Source organism: Hymenobacter sublimis, from assembly GCF_023101345.1.
GTDB classification, from domain to species: Bacteria; Bacteroidota; Bacteroidia; order Cytophagales; family Hymenobacteraceae; genus Hymenobacter; species Hymenobacter sublimis.
This window is the reverse complement of sequence record NZ_CP095848.1, coordinates 1,022,795-1,037,671: the sequence shown is the minus strand read 5'-3', so window position 1 is coordinate 1,037,671 and position 14,877 is coordinate 1,022,795. Positions and strand designations below refer to the sequence as shown.

At 59.6% G+C, this 14,877-nt stretch carries 14 protein-coding genes; 12 read left to right on the top strand and 2 right to left on the bottom strand.

Annotated elements, in window-relative coordinates:
• Positions 1 to 34: 34 nt before the first annotated feature.
• The 9 genes from MWH26_RS04470 to MWH26_RS04430 all read left to right on the top strand — a co-directional run bounded on the left by MWH26_RS04470 (position 35) and on the right by MWH26_RS04430 (position 11,406).
• Positions 35 to 472: a hypothetical protein gene (locus MWH26_RS04470; RefSeq protein WP_244695444.1), complete on the top strand. Its 438-nt coding sequence runs from the start codon at positions 35 to 37 to the stop codon at positions 470 to 472.
• A gap of 10 nt (positions 473 to 482) precedes the next feature.
• Positions 483 to 689 carry a hypothetical protein gene (locus MWH26_RS04465; RefSeq protein WP_247976211.1) on the top strand — a complete coding sequence of 69 codons (207 nt, stop codon included), beginning with the start codon at positions 483 to 485 and terminating at the stop codon, positions 687 to 689.
• Positions 690 to 950: 261 nt separating this feature from the next.
• The gene (locus MWH26_RS04460) at positions 951 to 1,478 is read left to right on the top strand and encodes a hypothetical protein (RefSeq protein ID WP_247976210.1); all 528 of its coding nucleotides are present in this window, start codon (positions 951 to 953) and stop codon (positions 1,476 to 1,478) included.
• A 25-nt stretch (positions 1,479 to 1,503) separates the two neighbouring features.
• Positions 1,504 to 2,298 (top strand): hypothetical protein, encoded by a 795-nt coding sequence (locus MWH26_RS04455; RefSeq protein ID WP_247976209.1) that lies wholly within the window; start codon positions 1,504 to 1,506, stop codon positions 2,296 to 2,298.
• Between the two features lie 68 nt (positions 2,299 to 2,366).
• Positions 2,367 to 3,380: a sensor histidine kinase gene (locus tag MWH26_RS04450; RefSeq protein ID WP_247976208.1), complete on the top strand. Its 1,014-nt coding sequence runs from the start codon at positions 2,367 to 2,369 to the stop codon at positions 3,378 to 3,380.
• A gap of 507 nt (positions 3,381 to 3,887) precedes the next feature.
• Positions 3,888 to 4,874 (top strand): YitT family protein, encoded by a 987-nt coding sequence (locus tag MWH26_RS04445; protein ID WP_247976207.1) that lies wholly within the window; start codon positions 3,888 to 3,890, stop codon positions 4,872 to 4,874.
• A 73-nt stretch (positions 4,875 to 4,947) separates the two neighbouring features.
• A complete protein-coding gene (locus MWH26_RS04440; RefSeq protein WP_247976206.1) occupies positions 4,948 to 8,004 on the top strand; it encodes a cyclic nucleotide-binding domain-containing protein in 3,057 nt (1,018 codons plus the stop codon).
• Between the two features lie 372 nt (positions 8,005 to 8,376).
• Positions 8,377 to 8,877, top strand: coding sequence for a fasciclin domain-containing protein (locus MWH26_RS04435; RefSeq protein WP_375374045.1), 501 nt, complete (start codon positions 8,377 to 8,379; stop codon positions 8,875 to 8,877).
• Positions 8,878 to 9,075: 198 nt separating this feature from the next.
• Complete coding sequence (locus MWH26_RS04430) at positions 9,076 to 11,406, top strand: endonuclease (protein ID WP_247976205.1); 2,331 nt, start codon at positions 9,076 to 9,078, stop codon at positions 11,404 to 11,406.
• Positions 11,407 to 11,771: 365 nt separating this feature from the next.
• Here MWH26_RS04430 and MWH26_RS04425 read toward each other — a convergent pair whose 3' ends face one another.
• Entirely contained in the window at positions 11,772 to 12,659 is an 888-nt protein-coding gene (locus MWH26_RS04425; RefSeq protein WP_247976204.1) for a universal stress protein, read from the bottom strand.
• Positions 12,660 to 12,928: 269 nt separating this feature from the next.
• Positions 12,929 to 13,216: a GNAT family N-acetyltransferase gene (locus tag MWH26_RS04420; RefSeq protein ID WP_247976203.1), complete on the bottom strand. Its 288-nt coding sequence runs from the start codon at positions 13,214 to 13,216 to the stop codon at positions 12,929 to 12,931.
• Positions 13,217 to 13,357: 141 nt separating this feature from the next.
• Here MWH26_RS04420 and MWH26_RS04415 point away from each other — a divergent pair, with 141 nt between their 5' ends.
• The 3 genes from MWH26_RS04415 (at position 13,358) to MWH26_RS04405 (ending at position 14,725) form a co-directional block, all read left to right on the top strand.
• Positions 13,358 to 13,873 carry a hypothetical protein gene (locus MWH26_RS04415; RefSeq protein WP_247976202.1) on the top strand — a complete coding sequence of 172 codons (516 nt, stop codon included), beginning with the start codon at positions 13,358 to 13,360 and terminating at the stop codon, positions 13,871 to 13,873.
• A gap of 85 nt (positions 13,874 to 13,958) precedes the next feature.
• A complete protein-coding gene (locus MWH26_RS04410) occupies positions 13,959 to 14,234 on the top strand; it encodes a hypothetical protein (protein WP_244695427.1) in 276 nt (91 codons plus the stop codon).
• A 209-nt stretch (positions 14,235 to 14,443) separates the two neighbouring features.
• On the top strand, positions 14,444 to 14,725 hold the full coding sequence (locus MWH26_RS04405; RefSeq protein ID WP_247976201.1) for a low molecular weight phosphatase family protein: 282 nt from the start codon (positions 14,444 to 14,446) through the stop codon (positions 14,723 to 14,725).
• The last annotated feature ends 152 nt before the right edge of the window (positions 14,726 to 14,877 follow it).

The window sequence follows — 14,877 nt, the reverse complement described above, 5'->3', positions numbered from 1 at the left end:
TGCCCTAGTTCCTACCTTAGAGGCCTTTCGTTATGTGCTGCACCACGATGGTGTGTACGCCGCCTTGTGCTACCTGAACCGATATACACCGCACCGGTACACGGGCATCTACCGCTTCGAGGATGGCCTGAGTCGTAATGTGGCGCTGGTAGACCGCTATAACATTCAGGTGCAGCAGGGAGCAGACGTACCCCTGGATGAGGCGTTTTGCTCCCTAGTGGGCCGGCAGCAGGCCACCCTGCAGCTCTGGAACGCCCCGCTCAACCTCAGGGCCTGGGAAGTGAATACGCTGGTGGTATTCTACTGCGGCGTACTCATCTGCGACAAGCAGGGCCAGATCTACGGTACCTTGTGCCATTATGACCTGGACCTCTGCCAGGAAGTTCCTCCCCTCTTGCCCCCGCTCGAAGCAGCCGCTCCCTTGCTCTACCAAGCCCTGCACGCTACTTCGGCCCCCGCAACTAATCAGTAGCCTACACTTGTTGAGCAGATTGCTGACTTCCGATGGACTAGCTCAACTGGGCTTGCTACGAGCGGCGGTGATAGTTGCGCTTGCTACCCTGCTGCACCCGCGCAACGTGGAACGCGCCCAACCCCTGCCCGTGTCCGGCTTTCCGACCAAAGCCCTCACTATGGGCAAAGTCACGAAAATCATACGGGCGCATTTTGCTGCCATTCAGCCCGGATAAAGCAAAGTAGCGGCTTAGGTCAGGTCGGCCCGCTGAAGCGTTCTTGGTAGTCAGCTCGTTGCACCTGCCTATAAATTCACGGAAGTAGTTATGCCTCTACGTACAGGCAGGAAAGAATCCTCAGAACTGTTTTCTAGTGACGGTATGTTTATAAGGATTATTCTAATAATTTTTGTTATCTTAACGAGCAAACCTTAGCAGAACACTTGTAGAAGCGTGTCTCACTAGGCCTTGTATCTTAGACCCTTTCTCTTCCTGCTTATGAAAACCTGGCGCTTTCTTTTACACGGGTTACTCATCACGGCTGGGGGCGCTGGGGCAAGCAGCTGCGAACAAAAGCCAGCCACCAGTGAGTCGGAAACAGCCCAAAAACAAGCCGTGGCGCTCCAGGGCCCCGAATCCAGCCAGAAAAAGCCGGAATTCCCGAAAGGCGTTGGGGAAAGAGACGCGAAGAAACAACGGGGATTTAAAAAACTGACGGGCTATTTCCTTGCTGACCATGATAAGAATCGGTACGGACAAGGCTATTTCGTTTCCCGAGAGATAATGGACGAAGTCATTCATCAGGACGGGTCGGATGGTGTGCGCATTTATCTGGCGCAGGCCAAGAAGAATGATGCGCCGTACTTAATCATTGTGGGCACCAAAGAGGACTCCGCCCACATACACCGCGACCTGGTTTCAACGGACAAGACGGGGAACATTGTGGGCACTTCGTACCTGGTAGTCCGGTCTGACGACAAATGCCCGGAGAACTGTGACGCGGATAGTCCATTCTACCATAAATAACCGTGCAAGCCGCACTGCTGTAGGCATGGACACTTCCGCTAGCTTGCAGGTACTTAACCGGGCGCTGGAGGCTGCACCCTTGGTTACGTTTGCATGCGCCTGGGTTCGCCGCCACCATTTGCCAGCCGCTTTTCGCCCGGTGTACTACTACGTGGGCATCAAGGCTCTGTTTTACTTTCTCGATACGTTTAGCCGGCTGGTATTTCGCAACAACGTGTACCTGTATCACGCGGGCACGGTGGTGCTGGTGTGCTGTCTGCTGCAGACTTACCGACAGCTACTGCCTGAGCGCTTCCACCCGTTTATAAAGGCCGGGTTGCTGGTGTTTCTGGTCGTGGCCCTGCTGGATGCGGCGGTGCTCAACGGGCTTTTCACGGACGTCAATACGTATTCCCAGGCCTGGGGCTGCGCTATGCTGCTGGCCTTGGCCATTTGGCACGTACTGTACCTGACGCGCGGCGCCCAGCAGCACCCCCTGGAAACGCAGCCTGAGTTTTTCTTGAGCACGGCGGTGCTGGTGTACTGCTCCAGCTCCATTGTTAGCTACGTGGCTATCAACATTATATATCACGCGGGGTACGACGTAGCCACCCTGATTCGACTAGACACTCTGCTTAGTGCGCCCGATATGCTATTGATGGCCGTGCAAATGGGGCTACTGGCCTGGATGTTTCAACTTTTTCCGTTGAGCGTGTCGCCCCGGCGGGCCCTACCCCACTGGCTGCATTACAGCCGCTGGCACCCGCGGCGCTACCGCCTGCTGGGCCGGCCGCTGGTGGGGCTGCGCCTACCCCAACCGTCGCGCTGGAGCGCTACGTAGCCCGACCGGACTTGCGTTGCTCCGTAACCACTACCGGTATCCATTTCTGAATAAGCTGGCAGTACCCCATGCCCCCAGACCTTCTGCCACTGCTGCTGATTGGCCCCATCCTGCTGCTACTGGCGGTGGGCATTGTGGTTATTTTGATTCGGGAGCAGCACCGGCGGCTGCGCCAGGAAAAGGAAAAACAGCTGCTACTGGCCCAGCAAAATGAACTTCTGGAGCAACAGGTGGCCCAGCGTACGGCCGAGGTAGTAGCTCAGCGCAATAATCTGGAGGAAACCCTGCTGGAGCTGCGCAATACCCAAACCCAACTGGTGCAGCGCGAAAAAATGGCTTCCCTGGGTGAGCTGACCGCGGGCATCGCCCACGAGATTCAGAACCCGCTCAACTTCGTCAACAATTTTGCTGAAGTATCGGGCGAGTTGCTCAGCGAGCTGGAAGCCGAGCAGCTCAGCGCTCCGGACCGCTCCGCGCTGGAAACCGACCTAACCCGGGACCTGCGCCAAAACCTGATTCGCATAACGCAGCACGGGCAGCGGGCCGCCGCCATTGTGCGCAACATGCTGGAACACAGCCGGGCCAGCACCGGCGAGCGGCAACCCACCGACCTGAACGCCCTCTGCGAAGAATACTTGCAGCTGGCCTACCAGAGCGTACGGGCCCGCCATAAAAGCTTTACGGCCACGCTCACTACCCGCTTCAGCCCCGAGGTGCAACCAGTGCGGGTGGTACCTCAGGAAATCGGGCGGGTGCTGCTGAATTTGTTTACCAACGCCTTTTATGCCGTGCAGCAGCGCCAGATGCTGAGTGAGCCATCATACCAGCCGGCCGTAGCCGTCAGCACGAAACTAACGGCTCAGCAGGTGCTCATCATCGTGCGCGATAATGGGACGGGTATTCCAGCGGCCATTCGCCAGAAGGTGTTCCAGCCATTTTTCACTACCAAACCCACGGGCGAGGGCACGGGCCTGGGCTTGTCCTTGAGCTACGACATCGTCACGAAAGGCCACGGCGGCACGCTAACCCTGGACACTGAAGAAGGTGAGTTCACGGAGTTTCGCGTCGGGTTACCTAGGTAGGACGTGCGTGGGTTGCAGGCAACACGAACCTCCTGCAGCGCGAAGAATTTCGCTTGGCTAAGCAGCCAGTAGTAGTAAAACGTCAGCTGAAGGAGATGCTTCGTTCCCTTTCGCAGGACGATTGTTGAGTAGTAAGCCTCTAAACGGGGATTCCTGCCCACAGTACCCTAACGTATGGGGCGGCTGAGAAAAAGTAGGATTAGCTTATATATAACGTATTTTATCTTTATTTTTACTTTGCTCAGAAAGTCAAGTAAAATGCTGCGTTACTGCAGTGTGAATAAGCCGCTCAGGTCCGGTTTGTGGAGAGGATGTTGGTAGCGAATAGCGCGCTTTTTTGGGCGTTATTCGGGTGTAGTCCGTGCGGGGTCAACAACGCGCGGTCAAGCAAAGTGGGAGGCTATTTCGAGGCTATGATAGGCCATAGAATAGCCGCAAAAGATTTTGGAGTGCCTTAGGCGTACTCGCGCGCAAGGGCACTCACGTACGACTGCTGGTAGTCTGACGATGCTAATCGAGCAACTTATTCCCTCGCGCTTCCGCACCCGGCCGGTGGCCCGGCAAGTGCGCACGGCCACGGCCGCCCCCCCGCTGGCTGCCGAACCTGAATACAGCTTGTTCTACCGGCTTTCCTTTCAGTGGCTGCGGCACCTGCTGGTACACGGTGCTATGCTCGTGACGGGCGTATTCTGCGCCGCGCTGGGGCTCAAAGCCTTCCTGCTACCCAACGGCTTCATCGATGGTGGCGTAACGGGTATTTCCTTGCTGATCAGCCAAGTAACAGGACTTTCCTTGTCCGTCCTGATTGTGCTGATCAATATTCCCTTCATCGTTCTGGGCTACTTCCAGATCGGACCCAAATTCGCGCTCAAAACCCTGCTTACTATTCTCACGCTGGCGGGCGTGCTACTGGTGGTGTCTTTTCCGTCCCTGACCCAAGATAAGCTGCTGATAGCCGTGTTCGGGGGGTTCTTTCTAGGAGCTGGCGTGGGCCTGGCCATGCGCGGCGGCGGTGTGCTCGATGGCACCGAGATTCTAGCCGTGTACATCAGCAAGAAGCTGCCCGGCTCTATCGGCGACATCATCCTGATAATCAACATTATCATTTTTGGGGTAGCGGCCTGGCTGCTGTCCGTGGAAACGGCCCTCTACTCCATCCTGGCCTACATCTCGGCGGCCAAAACCGTGGATTTTGTCATTGCCGGCATTGAAGAGTACACCGGTCTGACCATTATTTCTACCCACAGCGAAGCTATCCGCCGGCTAATTACCGACAAAATGCGCCGCGGGGCCACCGTGTACGAATGCACCCGCGGCTTCGGCTCCCACGGCCACCAGCACATGCGCATTGAGGCCATCTTCACCGTCGTGACCCGGCTGGAAGTGATTCACCTCACCGATGAAATCCGCAAGATTGACCCGCACGCCTTCATTGTGATGCAGTGCGTGAGCGACACCCGGGGCGGGCTGGTGAAAAAACGTCCCCTGCACTGACCTTCTGACGCCGCCGGGCTTTGCCTACTCAGTCCAGTTCAATTCTGTTCTTCCCTTTTTCACGCACACCGCAATGGAAACCTGGCAGCACTTTTTGGGCGTCCGCACGCGGGAGGTGAGTACGGTGTGGCTGTTCTTTCTGCACAACTTCCTGCTGGGCATCGGTACCGTGCTGGTGTACGTGGTAGCCAACGTATTGCTACTCGAGCACCAGCCCGAGCGCAGCCTCCCGCTGGCTTATGGGTTGAGCGCCCTGGCTACCATTGCCCTGGGCAAAGCATACGCCCATTTTGAGCACAGCTGGCCCCTAAAAACGCTGGCTACCCGGGCCCTGCTGGTTGTAGTGGGCTTCACCGGTATGCTGGCCCTGCTGATTACGGCCGGCCACGCGGTGGTGGCAGCCGTAGCTCTGCTGGTGGGCTACCGCCTCATTTACCTACTAACCAACCTGGAGTTCTGGGGGCTTTCGGCGGTGGTGTTTGATGTACGCCAGGGCCGGCGCCTGTTCAGCGTCATCAGCTCCGGCGACATGCCCGCCAAGGCCCTCGGGGCCGTGCTGGCCATCTTCGTGCACGCCCGCGCCGATTTGTTTTTTCTGTTGTTTGTGGCCTTCGGCGCGTATGTGGCGGCGCTTTACACCCAGTACCTCACGTTCCGCTCGCACGTGGTGGAGGCGCGGCCGGCCCCAGCCCGGGTGCGCCCGACGGTATCCTCGCCTTGGCTGCGCCGACTGCTGGGCAGCAATCCGCTGGTGCTGTACATGGGGCTGAGCATGCTGGCTGTGGCCGCCGTAGCCACCGGGGTCGAGTACTTTTTCTTTGTCAACGTCAAGCAGAAGCTCCAAGACCAGACCACCATTCTGCAGTACGTGGGCGGGGTGCTGGCCTTGGCCTACCTGCTGGCGATGCTGGGCAAGCTCCTGCTCACCCGCCACGGCCTCGACCACCTAGGCCTGCCCCGAACCCTGTTGCTCCTACCCCTCCTTGCCCTGGCTGGGGTAGCGCTGTTTGGGGGCCTGCAACTGCTGGGGGTTGGGCCGGCTGGCCAGCTGGTATACTTCTGCGGGCTGTATCTGGGGCTGGAGGTGCTGCGCCGGGCCGTCTTCGACCCCGTATTTCTGGTGCTATTTCAGCCCCTTTCTCCGCCCCAGCGCCTACGTGGCCACACTCTGGTGAAGGGTTTTTACGAGCCTCTGGGCATGGGACTGATGGGCGGGCTGCTGCTGGCAGCGCAGGCCCTGCCAACGGCTGGCGCCGGGCTGGCCTTTGCTGGAATGGCTCTGCTGCTGCTGGGGGTCGTGCTGCTGCTGCGCCATACCCACCATTACTACCTGGAGGAGCTAAAAACAGTGCTCAGCCGCCGCTTCCCCGACCAGCCCCACCCAGCCTGGAACACCACCGACATCCTGCACTTAGAAGAAACCCCTGCCCCCGATGCCCCTACCCCACCTGTCTCACCGGATACATCTTTAGCCGCTTCATCCCCCGAAACCGGGCCTATACCTGACGCAGCCCTTCATCACCCCGAGCTAGCGCAGCGCCAGGCCGCGCTGGCCCAGTGCCTGACGGCTACGCCCACCGACCCGGCGGCCCAGGCCAGCCTGCAGGAGTTGGCCGCCGCTAATGCCGTGGAGCCGCGGCAGGTGGCCCTGGCCTTGCTGCGCTTTCTGCCCCCGCCCCGGCAAACCACCTTGCTGCACACCTGCCTGCATAGCCTAGAGCCCAGCCTGGTGAAGGCGGCCGTGCAAGCCGCCGCCCAAACGCCCACGGCGCCCATCATTGAGCTGCTGATTGATTTGCTGGAAGAAAAGGCCGTGCGCAAGCCAGCCGCCAGCGCTCTGGCTGGCATGGGCGCCGCCGTGCTGCCGGCCCTGGAAACGGCCCTGCACCGCCAAACCGACTACCCCTTGCTGCGCCGACTAACCATGGTGTGTGCCCGCGTGGGCACGCCGGCCAGCCGCCGCGTGCTGGTAGCCCTGGCCCAACAATCCAACCTGAGCCGGCGGGCGGCCGCCCTGCATGCTCTTAGCCGCTACGAGGCCGTGGCGGCTGAAGCTCCGCTGTTTCAGAACCTGATGCAGAAGGAAATGCGGCTGGCGCAGCTGCTGCTGCACGGCATGCTGGGAGCCAACGTGGAGTTGCGCTCCTGCCTAAAGTACGAGCTAACCAAGGTGCAGCAGCGGCTGTTTGGCCTGCTGCTCCAGCTCTACGACCGCCAACCCATTCTCGACGCTCAGCGCGGCATAGCCCGGGCCGGACAGGAACGCCAAGCCAATGCCCTGGAAATTCTCGACAACCTGATTCCGCGGCCCCTCTACCAGGGTTTGCAGGCCCTCGTGGACGTAGGCCGACTCACCAAAAAGGTGCAGACCTTCGACCAACTGCTGGGCCCCGTGCCGCCAGAGTCTATTCTGACCCTCATTCTGCAGCGGGGCGAGGATGCGTTTGCGCCCTGGACCGTGAGCGTGGCCCTGCGGCAGTGGCAGCCCACGCCCGCCACTGTGGCTACCCTGCGCACGTACCTGCACGCTCCCAACCTGCTGGTGCGGGAAAGCGCCGAAGACGTGCTGGAGTTGCTGCCCGCCCGCTACCCGGCCGTGTATGAGCACTGGTGCCGCCTCTATCCGTGCGCCACGGACAGCCCGGACGGCCCGGCAGCCGTGGCCCCGCGCATCTCGGCGGTGGAGCGGGTACTGCTGCTCAAGCACACTACTCTGTTTGCTCAAACGCCTGAGAATGTGCTCAGCAGCATTGTACCTATTATGAAGGAAGTAGAGTTTCCTGACCAGCACACCATTTTTGCGAAGGGCGACCTGGGCACTTCGCTCTTTATTATTTACACGGGAGAGGTAGGGATTTTTACGGGGGAGCAGCAACTGGCTACTTTCCACGAGGGCGACTTTTTCGGGGAGCTAGCCCTGCTCGATGCGGAGCCCCGTTCCGCCACGGCCGTTACCAAGGGCCCGGTGGTGGCGTTTCGGCTGGATCAAGAGGATTTTTACGACGTGATGGAGGAATGCGCCGAAGTGCTGGACAACATCCTGCGCGTACTCTGCCAGCGCCTGCGCCTACAAAACGAGAAGATGAGGGCCCTGACTACCGGCGAAATGGTTCGAAACGAGCCAGGCTAGGAGTGCCGGAGCGGGGAACGGCTGCCTGCTGGTGTGGGGTCGGAATCCTAACGGCAAGCTCCTGCGTATATAGCCGCACTTGGGCTTGCCGCCATCTGGCAGCCTTTTCTCTCGCCTGATTCCCACTCAATCTCTCGCATTATGAACAAGCATCTGCTTTCTACCCTGGCGTTGGCCTTCGTTTTCACTACTGGCTCGGCCGTGGCCCAGGGCAAAATGAAAACTAAGTCGGACGACGAAAAAACCAAGACTACCGAAGGCGGCATGACCACCAAAACCAAGGTGGATGACGACGGTAAAGTAAAAGTGAAAGGTGAGTCGGCCGATGGTGCCAAGCTGAAAGCCACGACCAAGCCCCGCAAAGGCAAGGACATGAAAGACATGAAAATGTCGGGTGGGGGTAGCAGCGCCGGCGTAATGGTAGGCGGCGCCATGATGACTCCGGACAAGGACATTGTCGATAACGCCGTTAACTCCACTGACCACACCACGCTGGTAGCGGCCGTGAAGGCAGCCGGCCTGGTGGAAACCATGAAAGGCGCGGGTCCCTACACCGTATTCGCTCCTACCAACGCGGCCTTCGACAAGCTGCCAGCGGGCACCGTGAACACGCTGGTAATGCCCGAAAATAAGCAGAAGCTCACCACCATCCTGACCTACCACGTGGTACCCGGCCGCCTGATGGCCGCTGACCTGAAGGATGGCCAGACGCTGACTACCGTGCAAGGCGAAACCCTGACGGTACACCGCATGGGCGACACGGTGATGCTGCATGACACTAAGGGCGGCATGGCTAACGTGACCATTCCGAACGTGGTATCGAAAAATGGCGTGACCCACGTAATTGATACCGTGCTGATGCCGACCAAGTAAGTTCAGCCGCTCTGCGCGCTACCTCTCAGGCCGACTCCGTTCCGGGGTCGGCCTTTTTGTGTGCTAGGGGCAGCAGGTTGGCCGGCCCGTTGTGTTATGGATTTGTTACGAAAGCCGGTGGCCGCAGCCCGCCCCCGGCCCGTCCGGCCAATATTTGCGACCTTTGGTTTTCACCCCCGTCCTCCACACCTTTTGCGAATGAAACACCTGTTCTCCTGGCTGTTAGCCTTTTCCTTAAGCCTGGGCGCAGTGGTAGCCCAAACGCTACCACCCGCGCCGCCCACTGCCCTGCAAGGCCAAGATTTGAAAGACTGGCTGCGCCAAAACTGGTACGATGGCCGGCGCATTGAGCTCAGCTATAACGCGGCTCGGGGCAAGATGTACAACTACATTGATAACCAGAACGGCCGGGTAGTATGCGTGTACTCGGGGTACACCGAACTGACGCCCCTGGACTCAAGCAGCACTAACCCGGGCGTGGTGTCGCGCATTAACTGCGAGCATACCGTGCCGCAGTCGTGGTTTGATGAGGCAGTGCGCATGCGCTCCGACATTCATCATCTGTTTCCCACCTATGACACCTGGAACAGCAACCGGGGCTCCGATCCGTTTGCCGAAATTCCGGATGCGCAAACCCGCCTCTGGATGCGCAATAACCAGAGCCAGACCACTATTCCGACAACAAACATCAACGAATACAGCGAAGATACGGACGCGCAGTTTGAGCCCCGCGAGGACCACAAGGGCAACCTGGCCCGGTCTATTTTCTATTTCTACACGGTGCACCAGAACGAGAAGTTTGACCCAGGCAAGGGCATAATTACCGCCGCCGCTGATTTAAACACCTTGTACCAGTGGCACCTGGCTGACCCCGTAGACGCCCGGGAGCGGGAACGAAACCGCCGCGTGGCCAAAAGCCAGGGCAACTTCAACCCCTACATTTCCTACCCCGACCTGGTAGCTCGGGCCTGGGGCTTTCAGGCGCTGCCCACGTTTTCCTTTGCTACGGCCAGCGGCAGCGTAACGGAGGGCGCCAGCGGCACCACAGCCACCTATACCACTACTGTTACCATCACGTCGGCCCCTACTACTCCCCTGACCGTGGAGGTAGCCCTGGACGCGGCCACTTCTACCGCCACGGCGGGCCAGGACTTCGCCTTTACCTCACCCCAAACCTTAACCTTTGCCGCCGGCCAGACTTCGCAATCCGTGACCGTCACGGTTACGGGTGACGCCCAGCCGGAGGCCAATGAAACGGTAGTACTTAGCCTGCGCAACCCTGCCACCGGCGGGGCCGTGGGTGGCCCCGCCTCGCACGAGCTGACTATCACGAACGATGACGGCCCGGCCCCAACCATTGCCTTTGCCTCCGCCACGGGCAGCCTACCCGAAGGTAATGCCGGCACCAGCACTTATTCCGTGAATGTGACGCTGAGCGGTAGTGCCCCTTCCGCCAACGTAACCATTCCCGTAACGGTAAGCGCCACCGGCACTACTGCCACCTCGCCCGCCGACTACACCTTGTCAACCAGCTCCCTGACCTTTGTGGCCGGGCAGGCATCCCAGACGCAGACCGTGACGCTCACCGTGCCCGCCGATACCCAGCCGGAACCCAACGAAACCGTGCGGCTGGTGCTGGGCGTGCCCACCACCGGCGGCGCCATTTTGGGCACGCCCGCCGCCCACGTGCTCACCATTCAGAACGACGACCAAGCCCCAGCCGGCTCGCCCTGCACCGATTTGTTTTTCTCGGAGTACGTGGAAGGCGCAACGGGTAACACCAAGGTGCTAGAAATCTATAACCCCTCGCCGGCTCCTATTAGTCTGGCCGATATCGAAGTACGCCTTTACCCCAGCGGGTCGACTACCCCTTCGCAAACGGCCCTGCTTAGCGGCACCATTGCCCCCGGCGACGTGTACGTTATTGCCAACACTGGCGTCACCTCTACCCTGGTGCAAGCCCAAACTGACTTGCAATCTGGGGTAGGCTTTTTCAACGGCCCCCACTCCATTGGGCTATTTAATGGCACTGATACGTTGGATGTCATTGGCGTTATTGGGCAGGTGCCCGCCGGTGGCAGCTGGACTGTGCCCAGCGGCGGCTCAACCCGGGACAACACGCTGGTACGCAAGCCCACCGTAAGCCGGGGCCAACCGCGCTGGAGCCTAGCCGCCGACGGCTGGCAAGCCCAGGGCGTGGATGTATACACGGGCGTAGGAAGCCACACCAGCACCTGCGCTACCATAACCCGCACCCCCAAGGCCGCCGCCCTGGCAGCAGGCATGGAGGTGTACCCTAACCCGGCCGGGGGCAGCGTGCAGGTGCGTTTGCCGGAGTTGCGGGGGCGCCATAAGGCCACCATCAGCCTCTATAACGCCCTGGGCCAGCAGGCACTAGTCCGCACCCAACTGCTGAGCGCCGCGGAGGCAGCAACCCTTGATGTCCAGTCCTTGGCTAGTGGCCTCTACTCCGTGCGCGTAACGGCAGATGGGGTGCAGTACACCGGCCGCCTAGCCGTGCAGCGGTAACTATCCAGAAGCAAACGCCCTGATCCGGCCCGTTCTCCTTGGTTTTCCAAGGTGGGCGGGCCGGACTTTTTTTCTACATGAGGGAGCAGAAGGTATTGTAGAAGTCAGCCTGAACATTCCGCAAAAACGCAGTCGGAGCGTCTGGCGCAGTGTTGTTGAGGTAGTAGCTTTATCATCAGCACACCGGCTGCTCTGGTGGTGCCTCCGAGCTACGGGTCTTTTTGCTGCGTGCTTACTCCTCAACGAAACCCCTGGCTACCTGGTAAGCGCTACGGCCCGCATGGCAGTGCAGGCCGTATTTAGTAGATGCGGGGGACGAAACACTCAGCCGTAGCCAGATACCATAAAAGTGGGGGAAATAGAAGCTACACCTCGGCAATGGTCAGGACGGGAATGCGGCTGTGAGCGAGCAGGCGAGCCGTTACGCTCTGCAAGAACTGGGTTCCGGTAAAGGAGCGCTGGCGGGTTACAAACGAAAGCATGTCGGCGCGGTAGCGGGCGGCCGCGTGCCGGATGCCTTGCTCAATGCTGGGGTGGCGGGCAGTAGCTACGGTGTGCGCTACGCCGCGCAATAGGCCCGTTTGGTGCAACTGGGCCGCTATTTCAGCCATTTTCGGCGAAAACTCACTGGTGTACACGTGAATACCCACCACCTCCGGAATGATTCGGATGAGCAGGTGGTCCACGTCGCTGGGCAGGTGGCTTAGCGTCAGAGGGAAGCGCGCATACGTCAGTTGAGCCAGTAGGGCCGGAATGGTTTCTGCCGTGGCGGGTAGGCGTACAGCGCGCCGGTCGGTGTCCAGCACAATGCGGCGCGGCACCGGTCCGGCCCGAAAGGTAGCAGGCACCACCAGCAGCGGCTGGGCTACCTGCCGCACTACATATAGGGCTGTACTGGTAGCGGCAGTAGTCATTCGCTTAGCCGGGTTGCTGTTTCCAACCACTATAATATGCCCCACGCTACTGCGCATGGCCGCCGTTAGGCGCGCGGCGGCATCCGAGGTAATGACTTCGTGCGTGCACGGCACCGACCTGCTGATTTTACGGGCCAGCTCAGCCAGCTGCTGAGCGCTTTCGGTAGCCGTTAGGCCTCCTGCTGCCGCGCTGAAGTAGCGGCCTTCCACCCCATTTGTTTCGGGCAGCACGTGCCAGAGCCGCAGGTGCGCCCCCAGGTGACGAGCCAGTACCTCGGCGTAACGCAGGGCATTGGCCGCCGTAGCCGAAAAATCGGTCAGGACATGAAAAGTCAGCATGGGGCAAGGCACTAGCGTTGGACGGAACTGGAAAAACTATACTGTCTCTGAGAAAGTTACGAGTTAAGGCAGTGCCAGAAATTAACACCACATTAAAACCATCTTATTCCCAACCGTTTCTGCTGCACCTAGTTCCATCAGCTTTTTTGCCCGTCGACTAACTTCTAAGGCCCCAAAAGGCCTTTTCTATTTGCCTCAAACTTGCCCTCACTTGCTCGTTATGCGGGCCCGAGCAGCAGGCGATAGAGGCTATAGGGGTTAGCACGCAGTTAGTCGGCCGGAGCCAGCAGCTCCTGGTACTCGGGGTGGCGCTGCACAAAATGCTGCATGAACTCGCAGCTGGTGCGCACCCGTAGCTGCTGCTCCCGGGCGTAAGTGAGGCCCGCGCGGGCCAGTTCCTCAGCAACTCCCTTACCCCGGAGGCCCTCTTCCACGAACGTGTGCGTGAAATCGATAACGCCCTGCTGGGGCTGGCTGTAGGCTAACTCAGCCGTGTAGCCATCCTGAATAATTGTAAATTCCTGATCGGGAGCGTTGTGAGTGATGGAAGCAGCCATAGACAGAAGGTGTAGAAAAAGAAGGAAGACCCGACGGTATGGTTCAGTACCGCCATTTGTCAGGCATTTACGTATGAGAAGCAGCGCTGGCTACGTAGGCCGCGCTTTCTCTTCTGTTTCTCTCTTCCTATTCTACCCACCATGGCACATACCCCAGAAAACCCCGATTTTACGCCCGATACCAACTCTACTGCGGCTAACTCGCCCACCGGAACGCCTCAGTATGGAGAGTTCGGCAAGCCTAACCAGCCCACCGAGGCCCGGACTACTACCCCTACCCACTCGGGTGAAAGTGTAACCCAAGGTGGCCAAGCGGCTCCTTCCGTGGCTTTCCCAGAGCAGCGCGGCAGTGTCCCGCAGAACCTTGACCCCTCCTTGGTGCGGCAGGTAGCGGATGCCGAGTACGATGAGCAGCGCGAAGGCTGGGCTCAGGACGATCCGCGCTATGGGGGCGGTACCCGCAACTGGGCTACCAACGAGCCGGCCAACCATAGCCAGGGCCCTGCCCGCGACGACGATGAAAAGCCTCACAACCCGAACGTGGGCAACAACGACAACCCCGATGAATTCAGCGCCCTGCGCCCCGATGGTGGCCGCGGCATTCCCGGCGCCAGCACGGACGGCCAGCTTCTCGCCGGCGATGACAAAGACAAATAGTAGTTGGCGTTTTGCCCTTCTCATTCATTAACATCAGCGCCGGGCCGCAGCGCAGTGCTAGGCGCTGATTTCCCTACCCTTTTCCATGGCTACTGAACCAAATCAAGACCCCGCCGCCGCCCTCGACCCAAACTCGGGCGCTAACTTAACGGAAGAACAGCGCAAGCACCGCGAGGAGCTGTACGGCTACAAGCGCGACGAAGAAGGCACTCTGGATACCTCCGCCCGCCTCGAAGAAGAAACCACTGGCATTCCGCTGGATGGCGCCGGCAACGCTGGCCCCGACGCCGATAACACGACCCGTCGTGACGAGCTGGACATTCCCGGCTTCAACAACCCCATCGACGATAACAACCGCTAGAACATCAGCTAGCGGCGCAGCCAACTGCTTGCCAGAAGGCACCTAACCACCACGACCACTCTACACTCTCCTGAAATTGAAGGAGTAAGGCGTAGAGTGGTCGTGTTTTTTTTATGGTAATACGTGGTATACCCGCTGCCGAGGAGTTGCCATCCGTGTCCATCTCGGCTGAGGTATAAACTCACGGGCTCAACCCACAGGCGGTGCAGATGATGGCCGAAGATGAGGTCGATAGTAGCTACCATACCTCCACCCTGGCTATGGAGTATGCTACTACCCCGTTTAACTTCGTGCTGAGTGTGTGCGACCATGCCCGCGAAACCTGTTCCGTGCTGCCGGGCGCTACCACCGCTACCCGCCTGCACCATAGCTTTCCTAACCCCGCCCGCGCTACTGGCTCGGAGGCCAAAATACGAACGGCTTTCCGAGATACTCGCGACCAGATCAAAGCCTTCGCCATCGATTTTGTCCGGCAGCATTTACCCCATTAGTAAGCCAGCCCCCACTGCGTAGCAACCACCCCGAAGCGGCGGCCCAATACCCAGCACTAGTAGGACACGTTGGGATGTATAAGGAAGTAGGCCGTCTGCCTAAACATGGCTGGGGGCTTTGAGGGCAACTATTCTGCTAGTCAGGAACTGGG